The following is a 16,336-nucleotide window of genomic DNA, read 5'->3' on the forward strand; positions in this document are numbered from 1 at the left end:
AATTTATTTTACCTTTTACCTTTGGCAAAAATCACCAGCAAATCTGGATCAACAGATACTTTTTGCGTGGTAAACGACAACAGCAACGAAATTGTCAGTGAATTTAGTTGCATCATTATGAGACGGAATGAACCCATCTCTTTTACAATTGTGCTACTTAGATGAGCAAAACCACGCCCGTTATACAGAGGAACTAGCCGTACCTGATGGTGTGGAAATCCACCATATAATTTTAGTCGCATCTGTAGTATGGCAGCATCTACTTTACTATCATTCGCTTCTACAATCTAGCAAATCTTGGGATATAAAACCATTTTCAGGAGAACGAGTTTTAGGAGACTGCCATCCATCACTCATAATTGATTTAATAGTTATTTGATTTTTCCCCAATACATCTTATGAGCGAAATGGAGCAGTACTATAGAATCTTAGATTTAGAGCCTGGAGCAACACTAGACGAGGTAAACCAGGCTTATAAAGATTTAGTGTTTGTTTGGCATCCTGATCGCTTACCTAAAGATAACCATCGCTTACAACAAAAAGCTCAAGACAAAATTAAAGCCTTGAATGAAGCTCGTGAAAAATTACGTTCTTTTAAAGATAAGTCTCAAAGTGCAAACTATTCTAACGCAACTCCACAAAAAAAACCAGCTTCGAGTTATTATCAACAATCGCAAACAAACTATCAGCCGCCAAATCAAAATCCTGACTTAAGTGGTAAAGATTTTAGTCGAGCTAACCTTAGTAACAAAGACCTGTCTGGCAGAAATCTTAGCTATGCTAATTTAAGCGGGTCTAATCTCAGTGATACTTTTATGCACAAAGTTAATCTCAGAGGTGCGGATTTATCGGAAGCCAATTTATTTAGAGCTAACCTGTTATTAGCCGATTTAAGAGAAGCAAACTTACGCTCGGCTAATTTGATTGGTGCGGATCTCAGTGGTGCTGACTTGCGTGGTGCTGATTTGACAGGTGCGAGGATTCGTTCAGGAGAACGTTTGCTGGTGAAATTAATAGGCACTAATTTAAGTGGGGCGATTATGCCTGATGGCGCAATTCATCCCTAAACCTCCTTGAGTTAATCAAAAGATCAAGAACTAAGTTAACCTACTTACAAGAGGGGAAACTGAGTAATATTCCTGAGAAAATGAATTCCTGATAAATAGTATCTTATGTAACAGAAAAGTTAAAATGTTCTGCGGGAAGCTACTTTAGGGGAGTGTACAATATTCCCACAGGGGTATTGAAGTTTTCAGTAAGGATTCAGACTCCAGAATTTAGAATCCAGAATTCAGAATCAATAATCCAGCTTATGTAGCTTCTAGGTGCGGCTGGTAATTAGTAACTGCTAATGAGGAATATTTATCTGTCTTTTGCCTCCTGACTCCTGTACAGATGTTCCAGCAAAATGTCTCTACTGACTCCTGAATTCTTAAAGGTAATTTAATTTTTTTTGTTTAGATCATCATGAATATAGCAATAATTGGATGTGGTTATGTTGGTTATTCAGTTGCTCACCACTGGCAGCAAAATAAAAATTTTATCATTACTACAACCACAACTAGTCCTGAGCGAGTTGATGGACTCAAAACAGTTAGTCAGAGAGTTATGGTCACTAAAGGTAATGATTATGAAACTCTAAAATCTGTATTAAAAAATCAAGATGTTGTCCTTTTAACTGTAGGAGCTAAAAGTGGAACTACCTATGAAGAGACTTATCTAGAAACTGCAAAAACCTTAGTTTCTATCCTCAAGTATTCTCCCAATATTCACCAGTTGATATATACGGGCAGTTATTCAGTTTATGGTGATAGAAATGGTGTCTGGGTAGATGAAGAAACACCACCAGCACCGGCTAATCTTAACGCTCAGATTCTTCGCAAAACCGAAGATGTTTTATTATCAGCAGAAAATGAAAGCCTCCGCGTTTGTATTTTGCGGTTGGGGGGAATTTATGGACCGGGTAGAGAATTGGTGAAAATATTTGGACGAGTCGCTGGTACAACTCGTCCCGGTAAAGGTGAAGATACTACAAATTGGGTACATTTAGATGATATTGTTGGAGCGATAGAATTTGCTCTTCATCATCGGTTACAAGGTATTTATAATTTAGTTGATGATGCCCATCTTACCAGTAAACAATTAATTGATAATGTCTTCACAAAACATAATTTACCTAATGTAGTCTGGGATGTAACCAACAAAAATAATCGCCAATATAATGCGTGGGTGTCAAATCAAAAGATAAAAGACGCAGGATACAAGTTTATTCATCCCCAAATTATTTTCTAGTAGCCCTTAAAATTTAGGATCATGCAATTGCCAATTTTAGCTAATTCTTCTACGACAACAGCATCTCCTACCCAGTTTTATACTTGGGAAAATAACCGCTGTGCCTACGAAATACATCAACCGATTAATTCTGATTATGAAGATATTCCTTTACTATTAATTCATCCCATTGGGGTAGGTTTATCACGGCTATTTTGGCGGCGTTTTTGCTGTGAATGGTATGATACCAATCATAATCAGATTATTTATAATCCTGATTTATTGGGATGTGGTGAAAGTGATACACCACGGAAAGCTTATACACCAATTGATTGGGCAAAACAGTTACAATACTTTTTAGAAACCGTAGTTAAAAAACCTGTAATTTTAATATCACAGGGTGCTTTATCACCAGTAGCCATTGAATTATTTAAATTATCACCCAATTTAATTAAGGGTATGATATTTTCTGGTCCAACTGCTTGGAGTGTGACTACTAAAAATGCTCCTAAATGGCAACAAAAACTACTCTGGAATATCTTTGATTCACCTGTAGGAAATGCGTTTTTTCGCTATGCACGTAGGCGCAAGTTTTTAGCTTCTTTCTCAATTGAAAAACTGTTTGCTTCTGGTGATGCTGTTGATGAAGAATGGTTAAATACCTTATTAGCAGATGCTCAAAATATGGGTGGACGCTATGCTGTATTTTCCTTTTTAGCGAGATTTTGGCAACGTGATTATAGTAGTGATATTGCAGCTATTCAACAACCGACATTAATAGTTTTGGGAGAGATAGCATCAGCTATTAGTAAAGAAGGCAAAAAAGAAACACCAGATGAAAGAATGGCTGATTATCTGGCTTGTTTACCTGAAGGAAGGGGAATAAAAATTAAGGGTAGAAATGTTTTACCCTATGAATCAACGGCTGATTTTGTAGCTGCTATATCTCCATTTATTGATGGATTAAGTAGTTGGCAAGAATGGATTAGGAATAGGTAAGAATATATAAAGAGGGTTAAGAACTTTTAGCTTTCTTAACCAGGTAATTGGTTTTTATCTAGTTACATATCAGAGAGCTAAATTTTCACCCTAGAATCATGCCTAAAAATTATATAATAGAATTATAAGCACCACATTTATCCAATCAGTTGCATAGTCCTATAGTATTCTTTAGGTACAAGCAAAAAAACAAGAACTTGATTACAATACTCAAGGTGAAATATTATTCCCTTCTGTAACTAAATCATGGAAAATTTTGTTTTTTACAATCCTGTTAAAATCCTCTTTGGTAAAGGTCAAATCGCCAATATTGCAGCGGAAATACCCGCAGATGCGAAAATTCTCATCACTTACGGTGGTGGTAGCATTAAAGCCAATGGCGTTTATGATCAAGTAAAATCGGCATTAGCTGGAAGAAATGTATTTGAGTTTGGTGGTATTGAACCCAACCCCCATTTTGAAACCTTGATGAAAGCAGTGGAATTGATCCGTAAAGAAGGGATTGATTTTCTCTTAGCTGTGGGTGGTGGTTCTGTGGCGGACGGGACTAAATTTATAGCTGCTGCTGTTCCTTTTGTCGGTGATCCTTGGGATATTTTGGCAAAAGGCGCACCCGTAACTGCGGCTTTACCAATGGGGGTGGTTTTGACTTTACCCGCGACTGGTTCAGAAATGAATACAAACTCAGTTGTTACCAAGTGGGAGACTCAAGAAAAGTTATTTTTCGCTAGTCCTTTGGTGTTTCCTAAATTTTCTGTTCTTGACCCAGAAACTACTTTTTCTCTCCCTCCAAGACAAATTAGTAATGGGATAGTTGATGCTTTTACTCATGTGATGGAACAGTATTTAACCTATCCGGTGAATGCACCATTACAAGACCGCATGGCTGAATCAATTTTAAAAACCTTGATTGAAGAAGGTCCAAAAACTTTAGCAAATCCTACAGATTATGATGCACGAGCAAATTTAGTTTGGGCTGCGACAATGGCGTTAAATGGCTTAATTGCTGTGGGTGTTCCTCAAGATTGGACAACGCACATGATTGGTCATGAGTTAACAGCTTTGCATGGTTTAGATCATGCTCAAACTTTGGCGGTTGTGTTACCTAGTACGTTGACAATTAGACGCGATCGCAAATGGCAAAAACTTCTCCAATATGCAGATAGAGTTTGGGATATTGTGGGTGGTTCAGAAACAGAACGGGTAGATACAGCAATTAGTAAAACTCGTGATTTCTTTGAATCAGTTGGTGTTCGCACTCATTTATCTGATTATGGTGTGGGGGTAGAAACTATTCCCGCAGTCATCAAGAATTTAGAAAAGCATGGGATGACAGCTTTGGGGGAAAATAAAGATGTTAATCCGCAAGTTGTTGAGCAAATTTTAGCTCTTTGTGCTTAGAAATTAAATCATTAGGTCAGGCTTTTTGTCAGGTAGGTAATACCCACCTGACTCAAATCAACTATTATTTATTCAGTCTGTGGTAGCAACTCCAAAAGTTTATTTATCCTTGCTATCACCCCTTTGTTGTCTGGGATTACTAGGTGGAGGAGATGCAGGTGGTGTTTTAGGCGGCTCATTTTTTTTGTTATTATTATCTTGGTTATTAGACATGGAAAAGAATCTCATAGATAGTGAAGAACATACTAATACTAAACTAGCTTATGAATATACAGAAAGCATCTTAAAAGATGTCAATAAAAGTATAGATTCACTTAATACTAAGATGACGACGGTAATAGGTTTTAGTGGTGTACTGCTGAGATTTTCGGCTGACCTCTCAAACCACGGTTACTGTTTGTACATCAAAATTGCTGTTTGCACTCTTCTTGCTATAGATATCGGTTTATGTATCATTGGATTAATGCCGTCTCCATGTGGTGATGTGGTCTCACCTGAAGATTTATTAGATGGAGAGTGGTACTATAAATCAGATGAAAGATGTCGCCACTATATTGCTAGTGCGTGGAAAGCGGCAATACAACAACTTGACATTCAACTAATAAATAAGAGGAAGTGTCTAAGATATGCTATGTGGAGTTTGGCTTTATCAACAATACTATTTGCTGTCAGTATAATAATGGAAGCAATAGCTAAAAGTGACTTGACTATTTAATACTAATTCTGTGTGAAGATTAGCCAAAAAGATAATCTGTTTTGAGACTGAGATTATTTTATGAATAGATATCTTCTATTATTTCTAGAAATTCTTTTACTACTTTATCAGGATTTTTATAACAATTTTTAGGATCAAATCTTTCTACTACCTTGATACCATTTCTTTTAAAGATACGTTCTCTTTCTTGCTCTTCTATTCTACATTCTGGTGTATAATAAATTTCATCAACTTCTAAAATACCCCAATTACCCTTATAACGCACTAAAAAATTTGCTTCTTTATTTGCTCTGCCATTGTTTGCATTGAGTCTAGCTAAACAGTTTGGTAAATATAGAACTCCAGCACGGTCTAATGCTTGAGCAATCTTTATCTCTGCTTCTGAATGAAACCGTAAATTTTCCCAATAGGATGATTTTTGGTTTAAATAAAGCTCAAGTCCTTGATTATTTACTTCATCATCTTCAAAAATTTGACTGACAATTAAATTTTTACTGTCTATAATTTTTTTGCAGAAAATAGCAAATTTTCCAGGTTCAAAATTACCCTTTATGGGTCGTCTTTCTCTTTCATTTAAATCCAGATAAATATAATCACAAATTACACCATTCAATTTTGTTTTATGGTTAATATTCCAATTTTTTATACAAGCACCTGTTATGTTAGCCTGATTAAAGTTAGTAGCTATTACCTGTGAGAAACTTAAATTTGCATTATTTAAGTTAGTATGCTTCAGATTAGCTCCACTTATAACAGCATAACTGAGATTAGCATCACTGAGGTTAACTCCACTGAGATTAGCCCTACTGAAAAAAGCGTAACTCAGGTTAGTCCCACTCAGATTAGCCCCACTGAAATTAGTCTCATCAAAAGTAAAACCATAAGATTCAACATCATACAAGTCAGCATCACTAAAATCAACCCATAGACTAGATCTAACTAGATTAGCCCCTCTAAGATTAGCACCACTAAAGTTAGTATTATAAAAATCAGCCTGACTGAGATTAGCTCCACTTAGGTCAGCACCACTCAAGTTAGTATCCTCAAAATGACACTTACTTAGATCGGCATCAGTGAGATTACTATGACTGAGATTAGCTCCACTGAGATTAGTGTTATAAAATGTAGCCTGACTGAGGTTAGCCCCACTTAAATCAGCATCACAGAGACTGGTAATGTAAAATTCAGTATGGTTTAGATTAGCTCTACTTAGATCAGCACCATTCAAGTTAGCATGACTGAGATTACATCCAGTTAGGTCAGCTTCACTAAAATTAGTATAATTTAGAATGGCATCACCGAGATTAGCTCCACTAAAGTTAGCTCCACTAAAGTTAGCAAAACGTAAATTAGCCTGAAAGAAAGAAAAATTACTGAAATCAGGTATTATATTTGGATTTTCATCCCTCCAATTATTCCAAGTTTCTAAACCTTTCTCTAAAATTTCCAAGTGTTCTGAATTTGCCATAATTAATTTTTTATATCTGAACTTTGCGTAATTTACCATCCTCACGATTGGTAAGTTGGTTTTAATCTATGGTTATAATACCAGCATTACTGTAAAAATAGACCTATGATAAATGTCCAGAAAAGACATCTTCCATGATTTAGTCAAAGATGCCCTCACTCAAGACGGTTGGACTATCTCTCATGATCCTCTATACTTAAGTATCGGCAATTTGAATATTCAGATTGATTTAGGGGCTGAATGTCTGATTGGTGCAGAAAAAGATCATCAAAAAATCGCCGTTGAAGTGAAAAGCTTCCTCAGAGCTTCAAAAATTACAGATTTCTATGGTGCTTTGGGACAATATCTATCTTACAAAATTGCCCTAGAGGAAAACGAACCAGAACGCATATTATATCTAGCAGTTCCCGATTCAACATATCAGTCATTATTTGGAGAAGTTCTCATCCAAAAAGTCCTACAAAACTATCCTGTTAAACTAGTTGTTTATGATGAAGTAACAGAGGTAATAAAACTATGGATAGACTAAATTTCTATCGCCAATGTTTGCGAGAATTTCTCACGCAATACGCCAATTACGGCTCAGAAGATCAAAATATGGAAACCCAATTTATCTTTGATACAGAAAATGATCATTACCTTTTATTGCGGACTGGTTGGGATAAAAAACGCCGAATTCATTCCTGTATATTTCATTTTGATATCAAAGATGGAAAAATCTGGGTTCAAGAAAATAATACAGATATTGATGTTGGTGAAGAACTAGAAGAAATGGGAATCTCTAAACAAGAAATTGTCATTGGTTTTCATTATCCTGCACTGAGACAACATTCACAATATGCTGTTTCTTGATTTGGAATTCAGCATTTAAAATATCTGACGATAAGCAGTATAATAATATAAAGATATTAAGGAGTTTACATATTCTATGCCAACTATTAAACAAAGATTTACTGTAATTATTGAAAAAGAAGACAATGGGTATGTTTCCCTTTGTCCAGAATTAGATATTGCTAGTCAAGGAGATACCATTGAGGAATCAAAAGATAATTTAAAAGAAGCAATTGAATTATTTTTAGAATTTGCTTCACCTTCAGAAATAAAAAATCGTCTCAAAAGCGAAATTTTTATTACTAATTTGGAGGTTTCTGTTGGGTAAATTACGCGTACTATCAGGTAAAGAAATCTGTAAAATTTTACAAGATAATGGCTTTACAGAAGTTAGACAAAAAGGAAGTCATGTTGTTATGCAAAAAGCAATGGAAGACTTTACTCTGACTGCTATTGTTCCTAATCACTCATCTGTTAAACTTGGTACATTAATGTCAATTATTCGGCAATCTCAACTACCTCGTTCTTTATTTGAATAATCATTTTATCTAAAATCACTATGACACAACAACCGATACAAGTAATTGGCGGCGGACTCGCAGGAACAGAAGCAGCATGGCAAATAGCTCAAGCCGGCGTGCCTGTAATTCTCCACGAGATGCGCCCTAAACGCTTCAGCCCTGCCCATCATACCGAAAATTTGGCTGAATTGGTCTGTAGTAACTCCTTCGGGGCTATGGCGAGCGATCGCGCCGCCGGTCTATTACACGAAGAACTCCGCCAACTCGGTTCTATTGTAATCTCCAAAGCAGATGAACACGCAGTCCCCGCTGGTGGGGCTTTAGCAGTAGACAGAGGACAATTTGGCGAAGATTTGACCCAAACCTTAGCAAATCATCCTTTAATTGATTTCCGTCGCGGGGAAGTTACCGCAATTCCTGAAGGTATTGTGGTATTAGCTTCTGGACCATTAACCAGTCCCGACTTAGCCGCAGATTTACAGCGATTTACGGGGATGGAATATCTGAACTTTTTTGATGCAGCCAGTCCAATTATTGTGGGAGATTCTATCAATAAAGATATTGCTTTTATGGCTTCTCGTTATGATAAAGGTGAAGCAGCTTATCTGAATTGTCCCATGAATAAAGAACAGTATTTACATTTTTGGGAAGAATTACGTAAAGCTGAACAAACAGAATTAAAAGACTTTGAAAAGGAAACAGCGAAATTTTTTGAAGCTTGTTTACCAATTGAAGAAATGGCACGACGGGGAGAAGATACTATGAGATATGGTCCCCTGAAACCAGTGGGTTTATCTGATCCGCGCACGGGAGAACGTAACTATGCGGTAATTCAATTGCGACAAGAAGATAAAGCCGGTCAACTTTGGAATATGGTCGGATTTCAAACTAATTTACGCTGGGGTGAACAAAAACGAGTTTTTCAAATGATTCCTGGTTTAGAAAAAGCCGAGTTTGTCAGATTAGGAGTTATGCACCGTAATACTTTTTTAAATGCACCGCAGTTAATGTCTGCAAGTTTGCAATTTAAAGAACGTCCAACTTTATTAGCAGCAGGACAATTAATAGGAACAGAAGGTTATACTGCTGCTTCTGCTGGTGGTTGGTTAGCGGGAACAAATGCTGCCAGGTTAGCTTTAGGAAAAGCACCTTTGATATTACCAAATACCACCATGATGGGGTCTTTATTTGAGTTTATTAGTTCCGCTGAACCAAAATATTTTCAACCGATGGCTCCTAATTTTGGCATTGTTCCAGATTTGGGTGTGAGAATAAAGAGTAAACCGGAAAAATATGGACGTTATCGCGATCGCTCTTTGGCAGATTTAGCAACTTGGAAATCAGCATTTTATAATTAAATATTTTTTGTTAAATCTTCTGTGGTGCGGGCATCTTGCCCGCTTTTCCTTATAATATTATATAATTTGGATTTTGTCAGAATCAGGATGTCCAAGATTTAAGGATTTACAGGATTTTGATTGAATGTAAACTACCCAGATTTTGTTATTTATTCCTTCTCTTTTAAAAAACTACGACTCCTGACTCCTGACTCCTGACTCCTGACTCCTGTCAAATGTGTTAAGTTTTACCCAATTTTGGGCATAATACTGTTTATGTTTGCACTGCGTTGACTGAAGTAACTAAATGAAAACGGTATTTTTCCCAAAAATTAGATTATGGTGGTTATTCCTGATTTGTTGCTGCATTTTCTGGACTCTAGTCTTACTGTTACCAGTATCAGCAAATTCCATTAATACCCTCAAACAACAACAGCAGCAAGTTCAACAGCAGCGTCAAAATGTGATTCAAGAAAAGAATAATTTAACGAATCTGCAAACAGAAGCGCAAAAACACTTAACTGGGTTAAATCAAAATCTGCAAACTACTAATAGCCAAATTCAAAACAGCGAAACTAGGTTAAAATTTGCTACTGAAAGCCTCCAAGAATTAGAAGCGGCTTTATCTGTAACAGAGCGTAATTATGAAAAAAGGCAAGTTGCAACAATAGCGAGGTTACGATTTTTACAGCGATCGCAAAATTCTCAAGGATTGGCTGTTTTGCTACAAAGCCAGAATTTGAGTGATTTTATCAGTCGTCGTCATCAGTTAAAATTAGTTTATCAGGCAGATCAGCGCATTTTGTCTCAACTCGCAGAACAAGCTAATTTCTTAATTCAGCAAAGAACGGATGTAGAAAGACAAAAAAACGTGATTGCTATCATTAGAGAGCAATTATTAGCCCAAAAATCTGATTATCAAGCGCAAGCGGAGTCACAGGGAGAATTAATTCAACGCTTAAATAGCGATCGCTTGGCTTTGGATGCAGCACAAAAACAGTTAGAACAAGACTCACAAAATTTAACGGGTTTAATTCAACAAAAAATCGCTGAACAAAAAGCCAGGGAAGAACGAGAAGCACGAGAAGCAGCACGCGCTAAAGCTAATAGTAAAATTTGGATTCGTGGTACTGGTATTTTTGCTTTTCCCAGCGACGCACCTACCAGCAGTCCCTTCGGTTGGAGAATACACCCTATATTCGGTTATCGGCGTTTTCATGGAGGTTTGGATTTTGCCGCTAGTTATGGCAGTACAATTAGATCCGCAGATTCAGGTACAGTGATTTTTGCGGGTTGGTATGGTGGTTATGGTAAATCGTTGATTATTGATCATGGTAAAGGAATTACCACCCTATATGCCCATTGTAGTGAATTGTATGTGAGTGAAGGACAATCTGTACAAAAAGGACAAGCGATCGCTGCTGTCGGTTCTACAGGTTTATCCACAGGTCCCCACCTGCACTTTGAAGTTAGACGCAATGGTTCACCTGTTAACCCCGCAGATTATTTATAATTTAAATCTGACTCAATTCAAAAAGTATGTTATACTTTCAAATGTATATGTAAGGGCGCGTGGCTCAGTGGATAGAGCAACAGGTTCCGGTCCTGTGGGTCGGGGGTTCGAGTCCCTCCGCGCTCGTTTGTTAGATTGCTTGTGGCGAGGGACTTTCACGCCCTACCCACATAACCTACACCTAAAATTACTCAAAATTTACTCACTATGTTGTTGATTTACCCAATCGATTAAAGATTCATTTTCACCCCTATCTGCTAGTTCATCTGTTCTAACAAACTTGAGATGCTCCCCTTCTGTGAGTTTGGGTGTATCTGGGTTTGTAAGTCCATTTGCCCAAGAACTACAAACACGCGGTTGCAGAGTAGAATTACTTGATGGTGATGTTGTTCGCACCTTGTAAATCTTGTTAACCGAACAGTATTGATCTTCAACCCCCTTGTCAGCAGTTAAGGATTTCGAGTAAATGAGGCACAAAATTGAATATAAAAGTAGTAAACCCAGAGTTTTTTTAACCTATTCCCTTTTCCCTATTGATGTAATAATTGCCAACATTGTTGAGCGATCGCCCAATCTTCTTGAGTATGTATAACTAATACTCGCACATTTGAATCATCTGTAGCAATATCTACATCAATAGGCTGTTGTTGATTTTTCTCAACATCTATTTTCAGTCCCAAAAATTCCCAAGCTTCACAAGCTGCTTGTCTTATTAATGCGGATTTTTCGCCTACTCCAGCAGTAAATACTAGCGCATCTAACCCCCCTAAACTAGCCAACATAGAACCGATACCAGCCCGCAAACGATGTACGTAAATATCATAAGCTAGTTTAGCACGCTCATTACCTTGTTCCATTGCCGCTTTGATTTCTCGGAAATCACTAGAAATACCCGAAATTCCTCGTAGACCAGAAGCTTTATTTAAAACATGATCTAAGCTTTCTGCTGAGTAATCAGACTGACGTAACAGATAAATTAAAATTCCTGGATCAATTGAACCGCAACGACTTCCCATCATCAAACCATCTAAAGGTGTAAAACCCATCGTGGTATCAATACTGCGACTATTGTTAACCGCTGCTAAAGAACAACCGTTACCCAAATGACAGGTTATTAAGCGTAGAGATGTTAAATCACGATTGAGAATTTGCGCTGCACGGTTAGCACAGTATTGGTGACTAATACCATGGAAGCCGTAGCGACGGATACCTTGTTCTACCCATTCATAGGGACCGGGATAGATAGCAGCGGCATCAGGTAAAGTGCTGTGAAAGCTAGTATCAAATACTGCCACTTGTTTAACATTTCCCAAGCTTTGTTCAATGGCTTCTATGCCCTCTAAAGCCGCTGGATTATGCGCTGGTGCTAGGTTTGAAAGATGAGCGATCGCTTTTTTTACATCTTCAGTAATTATTACACTATCTCGGTAATCTAACCCACCATGCACTACCCGATGTCCCACCACATCAATTGCTGATAACTCACTAATTACCTGAGTAGCACCATGAGTTAGAGTATCAAGCATATAAGCAACGTGTGCTGTACGGGAGTCACCATCAATTGATTCTTGCAGTACCTCACCAGTCGCGGTTTTTACCTCAATTTCTGCCACACTTCGGTCTTGAGTCCAGTCAATTTTTCCCTCCCAAAGAGGTTGGGGTGGCTGTTGGGTAAGAGTTGCGTCTGTAATTTCATACAAACAACTTTTTTGACTACTGGAACCGGCATTTAATACGAGTATTTTCATAGAAAAATTATCAAGGAGAGAAACGCAGATAAACGCAGATGTACGCAGATGAAGAGAGATAAATTGATGAATTTGATAATTTGTAGGGGTTTAGCATTGCTCATTGGTGTCAACTTAACGGTACAGCCTCCCAAATTTGCTCTCTGATTTGTTGTGTTTCTCGATGTCGTTTCCTGATAGCTTTGACTAAACCAAGTAATTTGGCTCGTTGGACTTTAGAGGTGACGATATCGGGATTTTCACCCCTTTCTACGGATTTAGCTACATAATATAGACTTCTAAAAACCATTTCTACTGATATTTTTTCTTTTGGCAGGCGCATCACTCTTAAATCTAGCGATAGCGAAGCCCTCCGTAGCGATCGCCTTTAGTGGGTGGAATACCATCGCCTATAGCAGTGCATTCCGCGCCATCGCTCTTTTCCTACTCCTTATTTATTAAGGGTTTTACGTTAAGTTGACACCAATGGCTATTGGTCAACTACTTAGATGGCTATGACTTGTTTATTCTTGAGTCTATGGGTCAGGAATCAATTGATAAAATCATTACTGATGATGGTGATTTTGTGACAGTACCAGGTATTCAGGTATTTACTGCTAATCCTAGAGCGATCGCAGCAGCTAATAACCAGGGTAAGCTAATCAGAAGATGATTAGTTTATATCTATCAGATATTAGGAATTATTGATTATCACTCAAATCTAACTGCAACTGTAATCCATCATTTTCGTTAAGATTTTGATATGCGGGTTGTAAAAATATAGGAGTAGAAGGAATTGTTATTGACTCACTCAAGGGTAATTCTTCAGAAACCGTATTTTCTGAACTTTGATTATTGGACATTTTTTCAAAAAAGTTGCCAAAATCATTAGCTGAACTGCGATCATTAATATTAACTAAAGAATCGCCCTTTAAAGTAAAACTGCCTGTTTGGATCTGTGATGTTGATTGTCCATAGGCAGCGCCATTTATGCCCACGAAGGCAGCTATAATCGCTAAGGTGGCTGAAATTTTAGTTTTCATGGTTTTGAGTTTTTTATAAACGTATTCTTACTGCTGAGAATTATAAATCATACCTTCGATAGATTTGTGTTTTCACATACATTAATTAAGAATTCAGAAGGCTGGAGTTTTTGGGAATATGCGGTGCGTGTTGATTAATGATGTTATCAAAAATTCCCAGTTCTAAATCTGTTGTCCAAATTGGGCGGCTCAGAATCGTAGTCATGTTTTGAGTTTAAATTGATTTTTTTTTATTTTATATTGGGACTTACGCAAAAACTCTCCCAAACTCTTATTTCTCTGCGGTATGACTGATATTACGCTCCGTTCTATTGCTACAGTTCTTGATGATTTTGCGTAAGTCCTGGTTTACTTACTTCCTGGTCATTAACTCCCTAGATTGCTCTACCAAGCGAATAAACTCACCCCGATACCCTTCTTGGTCTTCCCCCTTACCTTGAGTTGCCAATTGCATCACCAAATCATAGTTAGCATTTCCCTTGTACTCAGAATCACGTAATATCATCCCAAAAGTAGCTACCCCAGCCGCAAATCTCAAATTAGTGGAGGGGATTTGGTCAACTTTAAAATCACTATCTTTGATAGTTTGAGTAATTAATTGACTGGTGCTATCCTGGGGTAATTTATAACGTAATTTTACCAACATCATTTCATTATCAGCAGTATCAGAAGTGGTTTCACTAGAACGTTGATAACGCAAAGGATCTACCTCTGGTAATTTTACATCACTTTTAATTCCCGTGGGAATAATTTCATATAATGCCGTTACAGAATGACCTGTACCAATTTCACCAGCATCTTTTTTATCATCATTGAAATCTTGATTTTGCAAAATACGATTTTCGTAACCAACTAACCGATAAGCTTGGACTTTAGCCGGATTAAATTCCACCTGAATTTTGACATCTTTAGCAATAGTAAACAGAGTTCCCCGAATATCATTAACTAAAACTTTTTTCGCTTCTAATAAGGTATCAATATAGGCATAATTGCCATTACCTTTATTAGCTAATTGTTCCATTTTACCATCTTTATAGTTGCCAGTACCAAATCCTAGAACTGTGAGAAAAATTCCCTGTTCGCGTTTTTGTTCAATTAATCTAGTTAATTCCGCATCACCAGAAACCCCGACGTTAAAATCTCCATCAGTAGCTAAAATTACTCTGTTATTACCAGACTTGAGAAAATTTTGTTTAGCAATTCTGTAAGCTAATTCAATACCCTCACCACCAGCAGTAGAACCACCAGCGTTTAATCTGTCAATAGCTGTGATAATCTTAGTTTTTTCACTACCAGAAGTAGCAGGTAAAACTAAACCAGCGTTACCAGCATAAACTACTAAACTAACTCTATCTTGAGGACGTAATTTATTAACTAGTAATTTAATAGATTCTTGGACTAAAGGTAATTTATTTGGTGCATCCATAGAACCAGAAACATCAATTAAAAACACTAAATTACTAGGTGGTAAAGTTGCAGTTTCTAAGCTTTTACCTTTTAAACCTACCTGTACTAATCTATGTTGAGGATTCCAGGGTGCAGTAGAAACTTCAGTAGTGACAGAAAAAGGTTTATTTCCTGTGGGTTGAGGATAATTATAACTGAAATAATTAATCAACTCTTCGATTCTGACGGCATCTTTAGGTGGTAATTGTCCTTGATTAAGAAACCTACGGACATTACTATAAGATGCTGTATCTACATCTATAGAAAAGGTAGAAAGGGGGTCATTACTAACAGTCCGAAAAGGGTTATCATCAATGCGGTTATAGTTTTCTGTGTTGAATTTTTCACCTGTTTGCGGTTCAGCAGTCAGCATACCACCACGAACACCATTTGCAAATGTATGTTTAGCAATTCCACCACGAGTAGCATAGGATTCATTCACAACAGCTGAACTAGCTGGTAAATTCAGTGGTTTTGCTGTGACTACACCTGATGGTTTAATATTGCTGGTAGATTGATTGGGAATAATTTCCCTTTTAACTTCTAATTCATCTTTGGAATTGTTGAGAGTTGCTAACTCTGATGTAAATTCTTTTTGTAACCGTTCTAGGGTTTTGAGGTCTGTTTGAGTGACAATTGTGGAGTTAGTAGTTATCAGTCCATTCATTTGTTCTACACAAGCATTGAGAACTGTAGCAAATTCTATGCGGTTAATAGGAAGAGTTCCAAAATTAGGAACTGAAACCAGACAACTATAATTTTTAACTAATGTTTGTAGTGCTTGGTAGTCTGGGTGATTAAGTGGAACGGGGTTAACTGATGTAGTTTGATTTGCTGGTACTGCTACTGTTAGCGATTGACGTAACACCGCTATTCCTACTGTTGGAATTAATAGGAGTAGTATTAAAATACTTGCACGCTGCCAGGTTTTGGAAGGTACGGGGTAAGACATGACTAAATCCTCACATTAAAGATGTTGGTTGTTATTACCTAGAATATTCCTAAGTAGGATGAAATTTAACACCGTTACAGTTTTGGTAACTACTTTTATTCCTCCTACCATC

At 37.2% G+C, this 16,336-nt stretch carries 19 protein-coding genes and 1 tRNA gene; 14 read left to right on the forward strand and 6 right to left on the reverse strand.

Annotated features, from left to right (window positions below; all coding sequences use genetic code 11):
• Positions 1 to 127: 127 nt before the first annotated feature.
• From VB694_RS14640 to VB694_RS14665, 6 genes are all read left to right on the forward strand, one after another.
• Entirely contained in the window at positions 128 to 379 is a 252-nt protein-coding gene (locus VB694_RS14640; RefSeq protein ID WP_323361054.1) for a hypothetical protein, read from the forward strand.
• Between the two features lie 19 nt (positions 380 to 398).
• Entirely contained in the window at positions 399 to 1,067 is a 669-nt protein-coding gene (locus tag VB694_RS14645; RefSeq protein ID WP_323361055.1) for a pentapeptide repeat-containing protein, read from the forward strand.
• A gap of 400 nt (positions 1,068 to 1,467) precedes the next feature.
• Complete coding sequence (locus VB694_RS14650) at positions 1,468 to 2,292, forward strand: SDR family oxidoreductase (protein ID WP_323361056.1); 825 nt, start codon at positions 1,468 to 1,470, stop codon at positions 2,290 to 2,292.
• 21 nt (positions 2,293 to 2,313) lie between these two features.
• Positions 2,314 to 3,270, forward strand: a complete 957-nt coding sequence (locus VB694_RS14655; protein ID WP_323361057.1) for an alpha/beta hydrolase — start codon at positions 2,314 to 2,316, stop codon at positions 3,268 to 3,270.
• Between the two features lie 246 nt (positions 3,271 to 3,516).
• On the forward strand, positions 3,517 to 4,671 hold the full coding sequence (locus VB694_RS14660; RefSeq protein WP_323361058.1) for an iron-containing alcohol dehydrogenase: 1,155 nt from the start codon (positions 3,517 to 3,519) through the stop codon (positions 4,669 to 4,671).
• Between the two features lie 79 nt (positions 4,672 to 4,750).
• Positions 4,751 to 5,386, forward strand: a complete 636-nt coding sequence (locus VB694_RS14665; protein ID WP_323361059.1) for a hypothetical protein — start codon at positions 4,751 to 4,753, stop codon at positions 5,384 to 5,386.
• A 58-nt stretch (positions 5,387 to 5,444) separates the two neighbouring features.
• On the opposite strand, the gene VB694_RS14670 is transcribed toward VB694_RS14665, so the two are convergent.
• Positions 5,445 to 6,854, reverse strand: coding sequence for a pentapeptide repeat-containing protein (locus VB694_RS14670; RefSeq protein WP_323361060.1), 1,410 nt, complete (start codon positions 6,852 to 6,854; stop codon positions 5,445 to 5,447).
• A gap of 112 nt (positions 6,855 to 6,966) precedes the next feature.
• On the opposite strand from VB694_RS14670, the gene VB694_RS14675 reads away from it, so the two are divergent.
• The 7 genes from VB694_RS14675 (at position 6,967) to VB694_RS14705 (ending at position 11,182) form a co-directional block, all read left to right on the forward strand.
• A complete protein-coding gene (locus tag VB694_RS14675; RefSeq protein ID WP_323361061.1) occupies positions 6,967 to 7,383 on the forward strand; it encodes an element excision factor XisH family protein in 417 nt (138 codons plus the stop codon).
• Positions 7,371 to 7,706 (forward strand): XisI protein, encoded by a 336-nt coding sequence (locus tag VB694_RS14680; protein WP_323361062.1) that lies wholly within the window; start codon positions 7,371 to 7,373, stop codon positions 7,704 to 7,706. The genes VB694_RS14675 and VB694_RS14680 overlap by 13 nt, the downstream gene beginning before the upstream one ends.
• 76 nt (positions 7,707 to 7,782) lie before the next feature.
• Positions 7,783 to 8,013: a type II toxin-antitoxin system HicB family antitoxin gene (locus VB694_RS14685; protein WP_193891708.1), complete on the forward strand. Its 231-nt coding sequence runs from the start codon at positions 7,783 to 7,785 to the stop codon at positions 8,011 to 8,013.
• Positions 8,006 to 8,224, forward strand: coding sequence for a type II toxin-antitoxin system HicA family toxin (locus VB694_RS14690; protein WP_323361063.1), 219 nt, complete (start codon positions 8,006 to 8,008; stop codon positions 8,222 to 8,224). The genes VB694_RS14685 and VB694_RS14690 overlap by 8 nt, the downstream gene beginning before the upstream one ends.
• Before the next feature lie 20 nt (positions 8,225 to 8,244).
• Positions 8,245 to 9,564 carry an FADH(2)-oxidizing methylenetetrahydrofolate--tRNA-(uracil(54)-C(5))-methyltransferase TrmFO gene (gene trmFO / locus VB694_RS14695; protein ID WP_323361064.1) on the forward strand — a complete coding sequence of 440 codons (1,320 nt, stop codon included), beginning with the start codon at positions 8,245 to 8,247 and terminating at the stop codon, positions 9,562 to 9,564.
• A gap of 286 nt (positions 9,565 to 9,850) precedes the next feature.
• Positions 9,851 to 11,056, forward strand: a complete 1,206-nt coding sequence (locus VB694_RS14700) for a murein hydrolase activator EnvC family protein (RefSeq protein ID WP_323361065.1) — start codon at positions 9,851 to 9,853, stop codon at positions 11,054 to 11,056.
• Positions 11,057 to 11,109: 53 nt separating this feature from the next.
• Positions 11,110 to 11,182: transfer RNA gene (locus VB694_RS14705), tRNA-Arg, on the forward strand.
• A gap of 72 nt (positions 11,183 to 11,254) precedes the next feature.
• Here the strand turns inward: VB694_RS14705 and VB694_RS14710 are convergent.
• The 3 genes from VB694_RS14710 to VB694_RS14720 form a co-directional block, all read right to left on the reverse strand.
• Entirely contained in the window at positions 11,255 to 11,452 is a 198-nt protein-coding gene (locus VB694_RS14710; protein WP_323361066.1) for a hypothetical protein, read from the reverse strand.
• Between the two features lie 134 nt (positions 11,453 to 11,586).
• Entirely contained in the window at positions 11,587 to 12,804 is a 1,218-nt protein-coding gene (locus tag VB694_RS14715) for an acetate kinase (RefSeq protein WP_323361067.1), read from the reverse strand.
• A gap of 109 nt (positions 12,805 to 12,913) precedes the next feature.
• On the reverse strand, positions 12,914 to 13,126 hold the full coding sequence (locus VB694_RS14720; RefSeq protein ID WP_323361068.1) for a hypothetical protein: 213 nt from the start codon (positions 13,124 to 13,126) through the stop codon (positions 12,914 to 12,916).
• Between the two features lie 150 nt (positions 13,127 to 13,276).
• Here VB694_RS14720 and VB694_RS14725 point away from each other — a divergent pair, with 150 nt between their 5' ends.
• Complete coding sequence (locus VB694_RS14725; RefSeq protein ID WP_323361069.1) at positions 13,277 to 13,456, forward strand: hypothetical protein; 180 nt, start codon at positions 13,277 to 13,279, stop codon at positions 13,454 to 13,456.
• Positions 13,457 to 13,484: 28 nt separating this feature from the next.
• Here VB694_RS14725 and VB694_RS14730 read toward each other — a convergent pair whose 3' ends face one another.
• Positions 13,485 to 13,826 (reverse strand): hypothetical protein, encoded by a 342-nt coding sequence (locus VB694_RS14730; protein WP_323361070.1) that lies wholly within the window; start codon positions 13,824 to 13,826, stop codon positions 13,485 to 13,487.
• 352 nt (positions 13,827 to 14,178) lie between these two features.
• A complete protein-coding gene (locus VB694_RS14735) occupies positions 14,179 to 16,224 on the reverse strand; it encodes a vWA domain-containing protein (RefSeq protein ID WP_323361071.1) in 2,046 nt (681 codons plus the stop codon).
• Positions 16,225 to 16,336: the final 112 nt, after the last annotated feature.

Source organism: Anabaena sp. UHCC 0451 (assembly GCF_034931405.1).
Taxonomy (GTDB): domain Bacteria; phylum Cyanobacteriota; class Cyanobacteriia; order Cyanobacteriales; family Nostocaceae; genus RDYJ01.

Coding starts and splice junctions, on each gene's coding strand:
- VB694_RS14675 (WP_323361061.1), top strand. CDS start 6,967: ATGTCCAGAAAAGACATCTTCCATGATTTAGTCAAAGATGCCCTCACT.
- VB694_RS14720 (WP_323361068.1), bottom strand. CDS start 13,126: ATGCGCCTGCCAAAAGAAAAAATATCAGTAGAAATGGTTTTTAGAAGT.
- VB694_RS14640 (WP_323361054.1), top strand. CDS start 128: ATGAACCCATCTCTTTTACAATTGTGCTACTTAGATGAGCAAAACCAC.
- VB694_RS14680 (WP_323361062.1), top strand. CDS start 7,371: ATGGATAGACTAAATTTCTATCGCCAATGTTTGCGAGAATTTCTCACG.
- VB694_RS14685 (WP_193891708.1), top strand. CDS start 7,783: ATGCCAACTATTAAACAAAGATTTACTGTAATTATTGAAAAAGAAGAC.
- VB694_RS14660 (WP_323361058.1), top strand. CDS start 3,517: ATGGAAAATTTTGTTTTTTACAATCCTGTTAAAATCCTCTTTGGTAAA.
- trmFO (WP_323361064.1), top strand. CDS start 8,245: ATGACACAACAACCGATACAAGTAATTGGCGGCGGACTCGCAGGAACA.
- VB694_RS14655 (WP_323361057.1), top strand. CDS start 2,314: ATGCAATTGCCAATTTTAGCTAATTCTTCTACGACAACAGCATCTCCT.
- VB694_RS14700 (WP_323361065.1), top strand. CDS start 9,851: ATGAAAACGGTATTTTTCCCAAAAATTAGATTATGGTGGTTATTCCTG.
- VB694_RS14670 (WP_323361060.1), bottom strand. CDS start 6,854: ATGGCAAATTCAGAACACTTGGAAATTTTAGAGAAAGGTTTAGAAACT.
- VB694_RS14645 (WP_323361055.1), top strand. CDS start 399: ATGAGCGAAATGGAGCAGTACTATAGAATCTTAGATTTAGAGCCTGGA.
- VB694_RS14730 (WP_323361070.1), bottom strand. CDS start 13,826: ATGAAAACTAAAATTTCAGCCACCTTAGCGATTATAGCTGCCTTCGTG.
- VB694_RS14650 (WP_323361056.1), top strand. CDS start 1,468: ATGAATATAGCAATAATTGGATGTGGTTATGTTGGTTATTCAGTTGCT.
- VB694_RS14715 (WP_323361067.1), bottom strand. CDS start 12,804: ATGAAAATACTCGTATTAAATGCCGGTTCCAGTAGTCAAAAAAGTTGT.
- VB694_RS14735 (WP_323361071.1), bottom strand. CDS start 16,224: ATGTCTTACCCCGTACCTTCCAAAACCTGGCAGCGTGCAAGTATTTTA.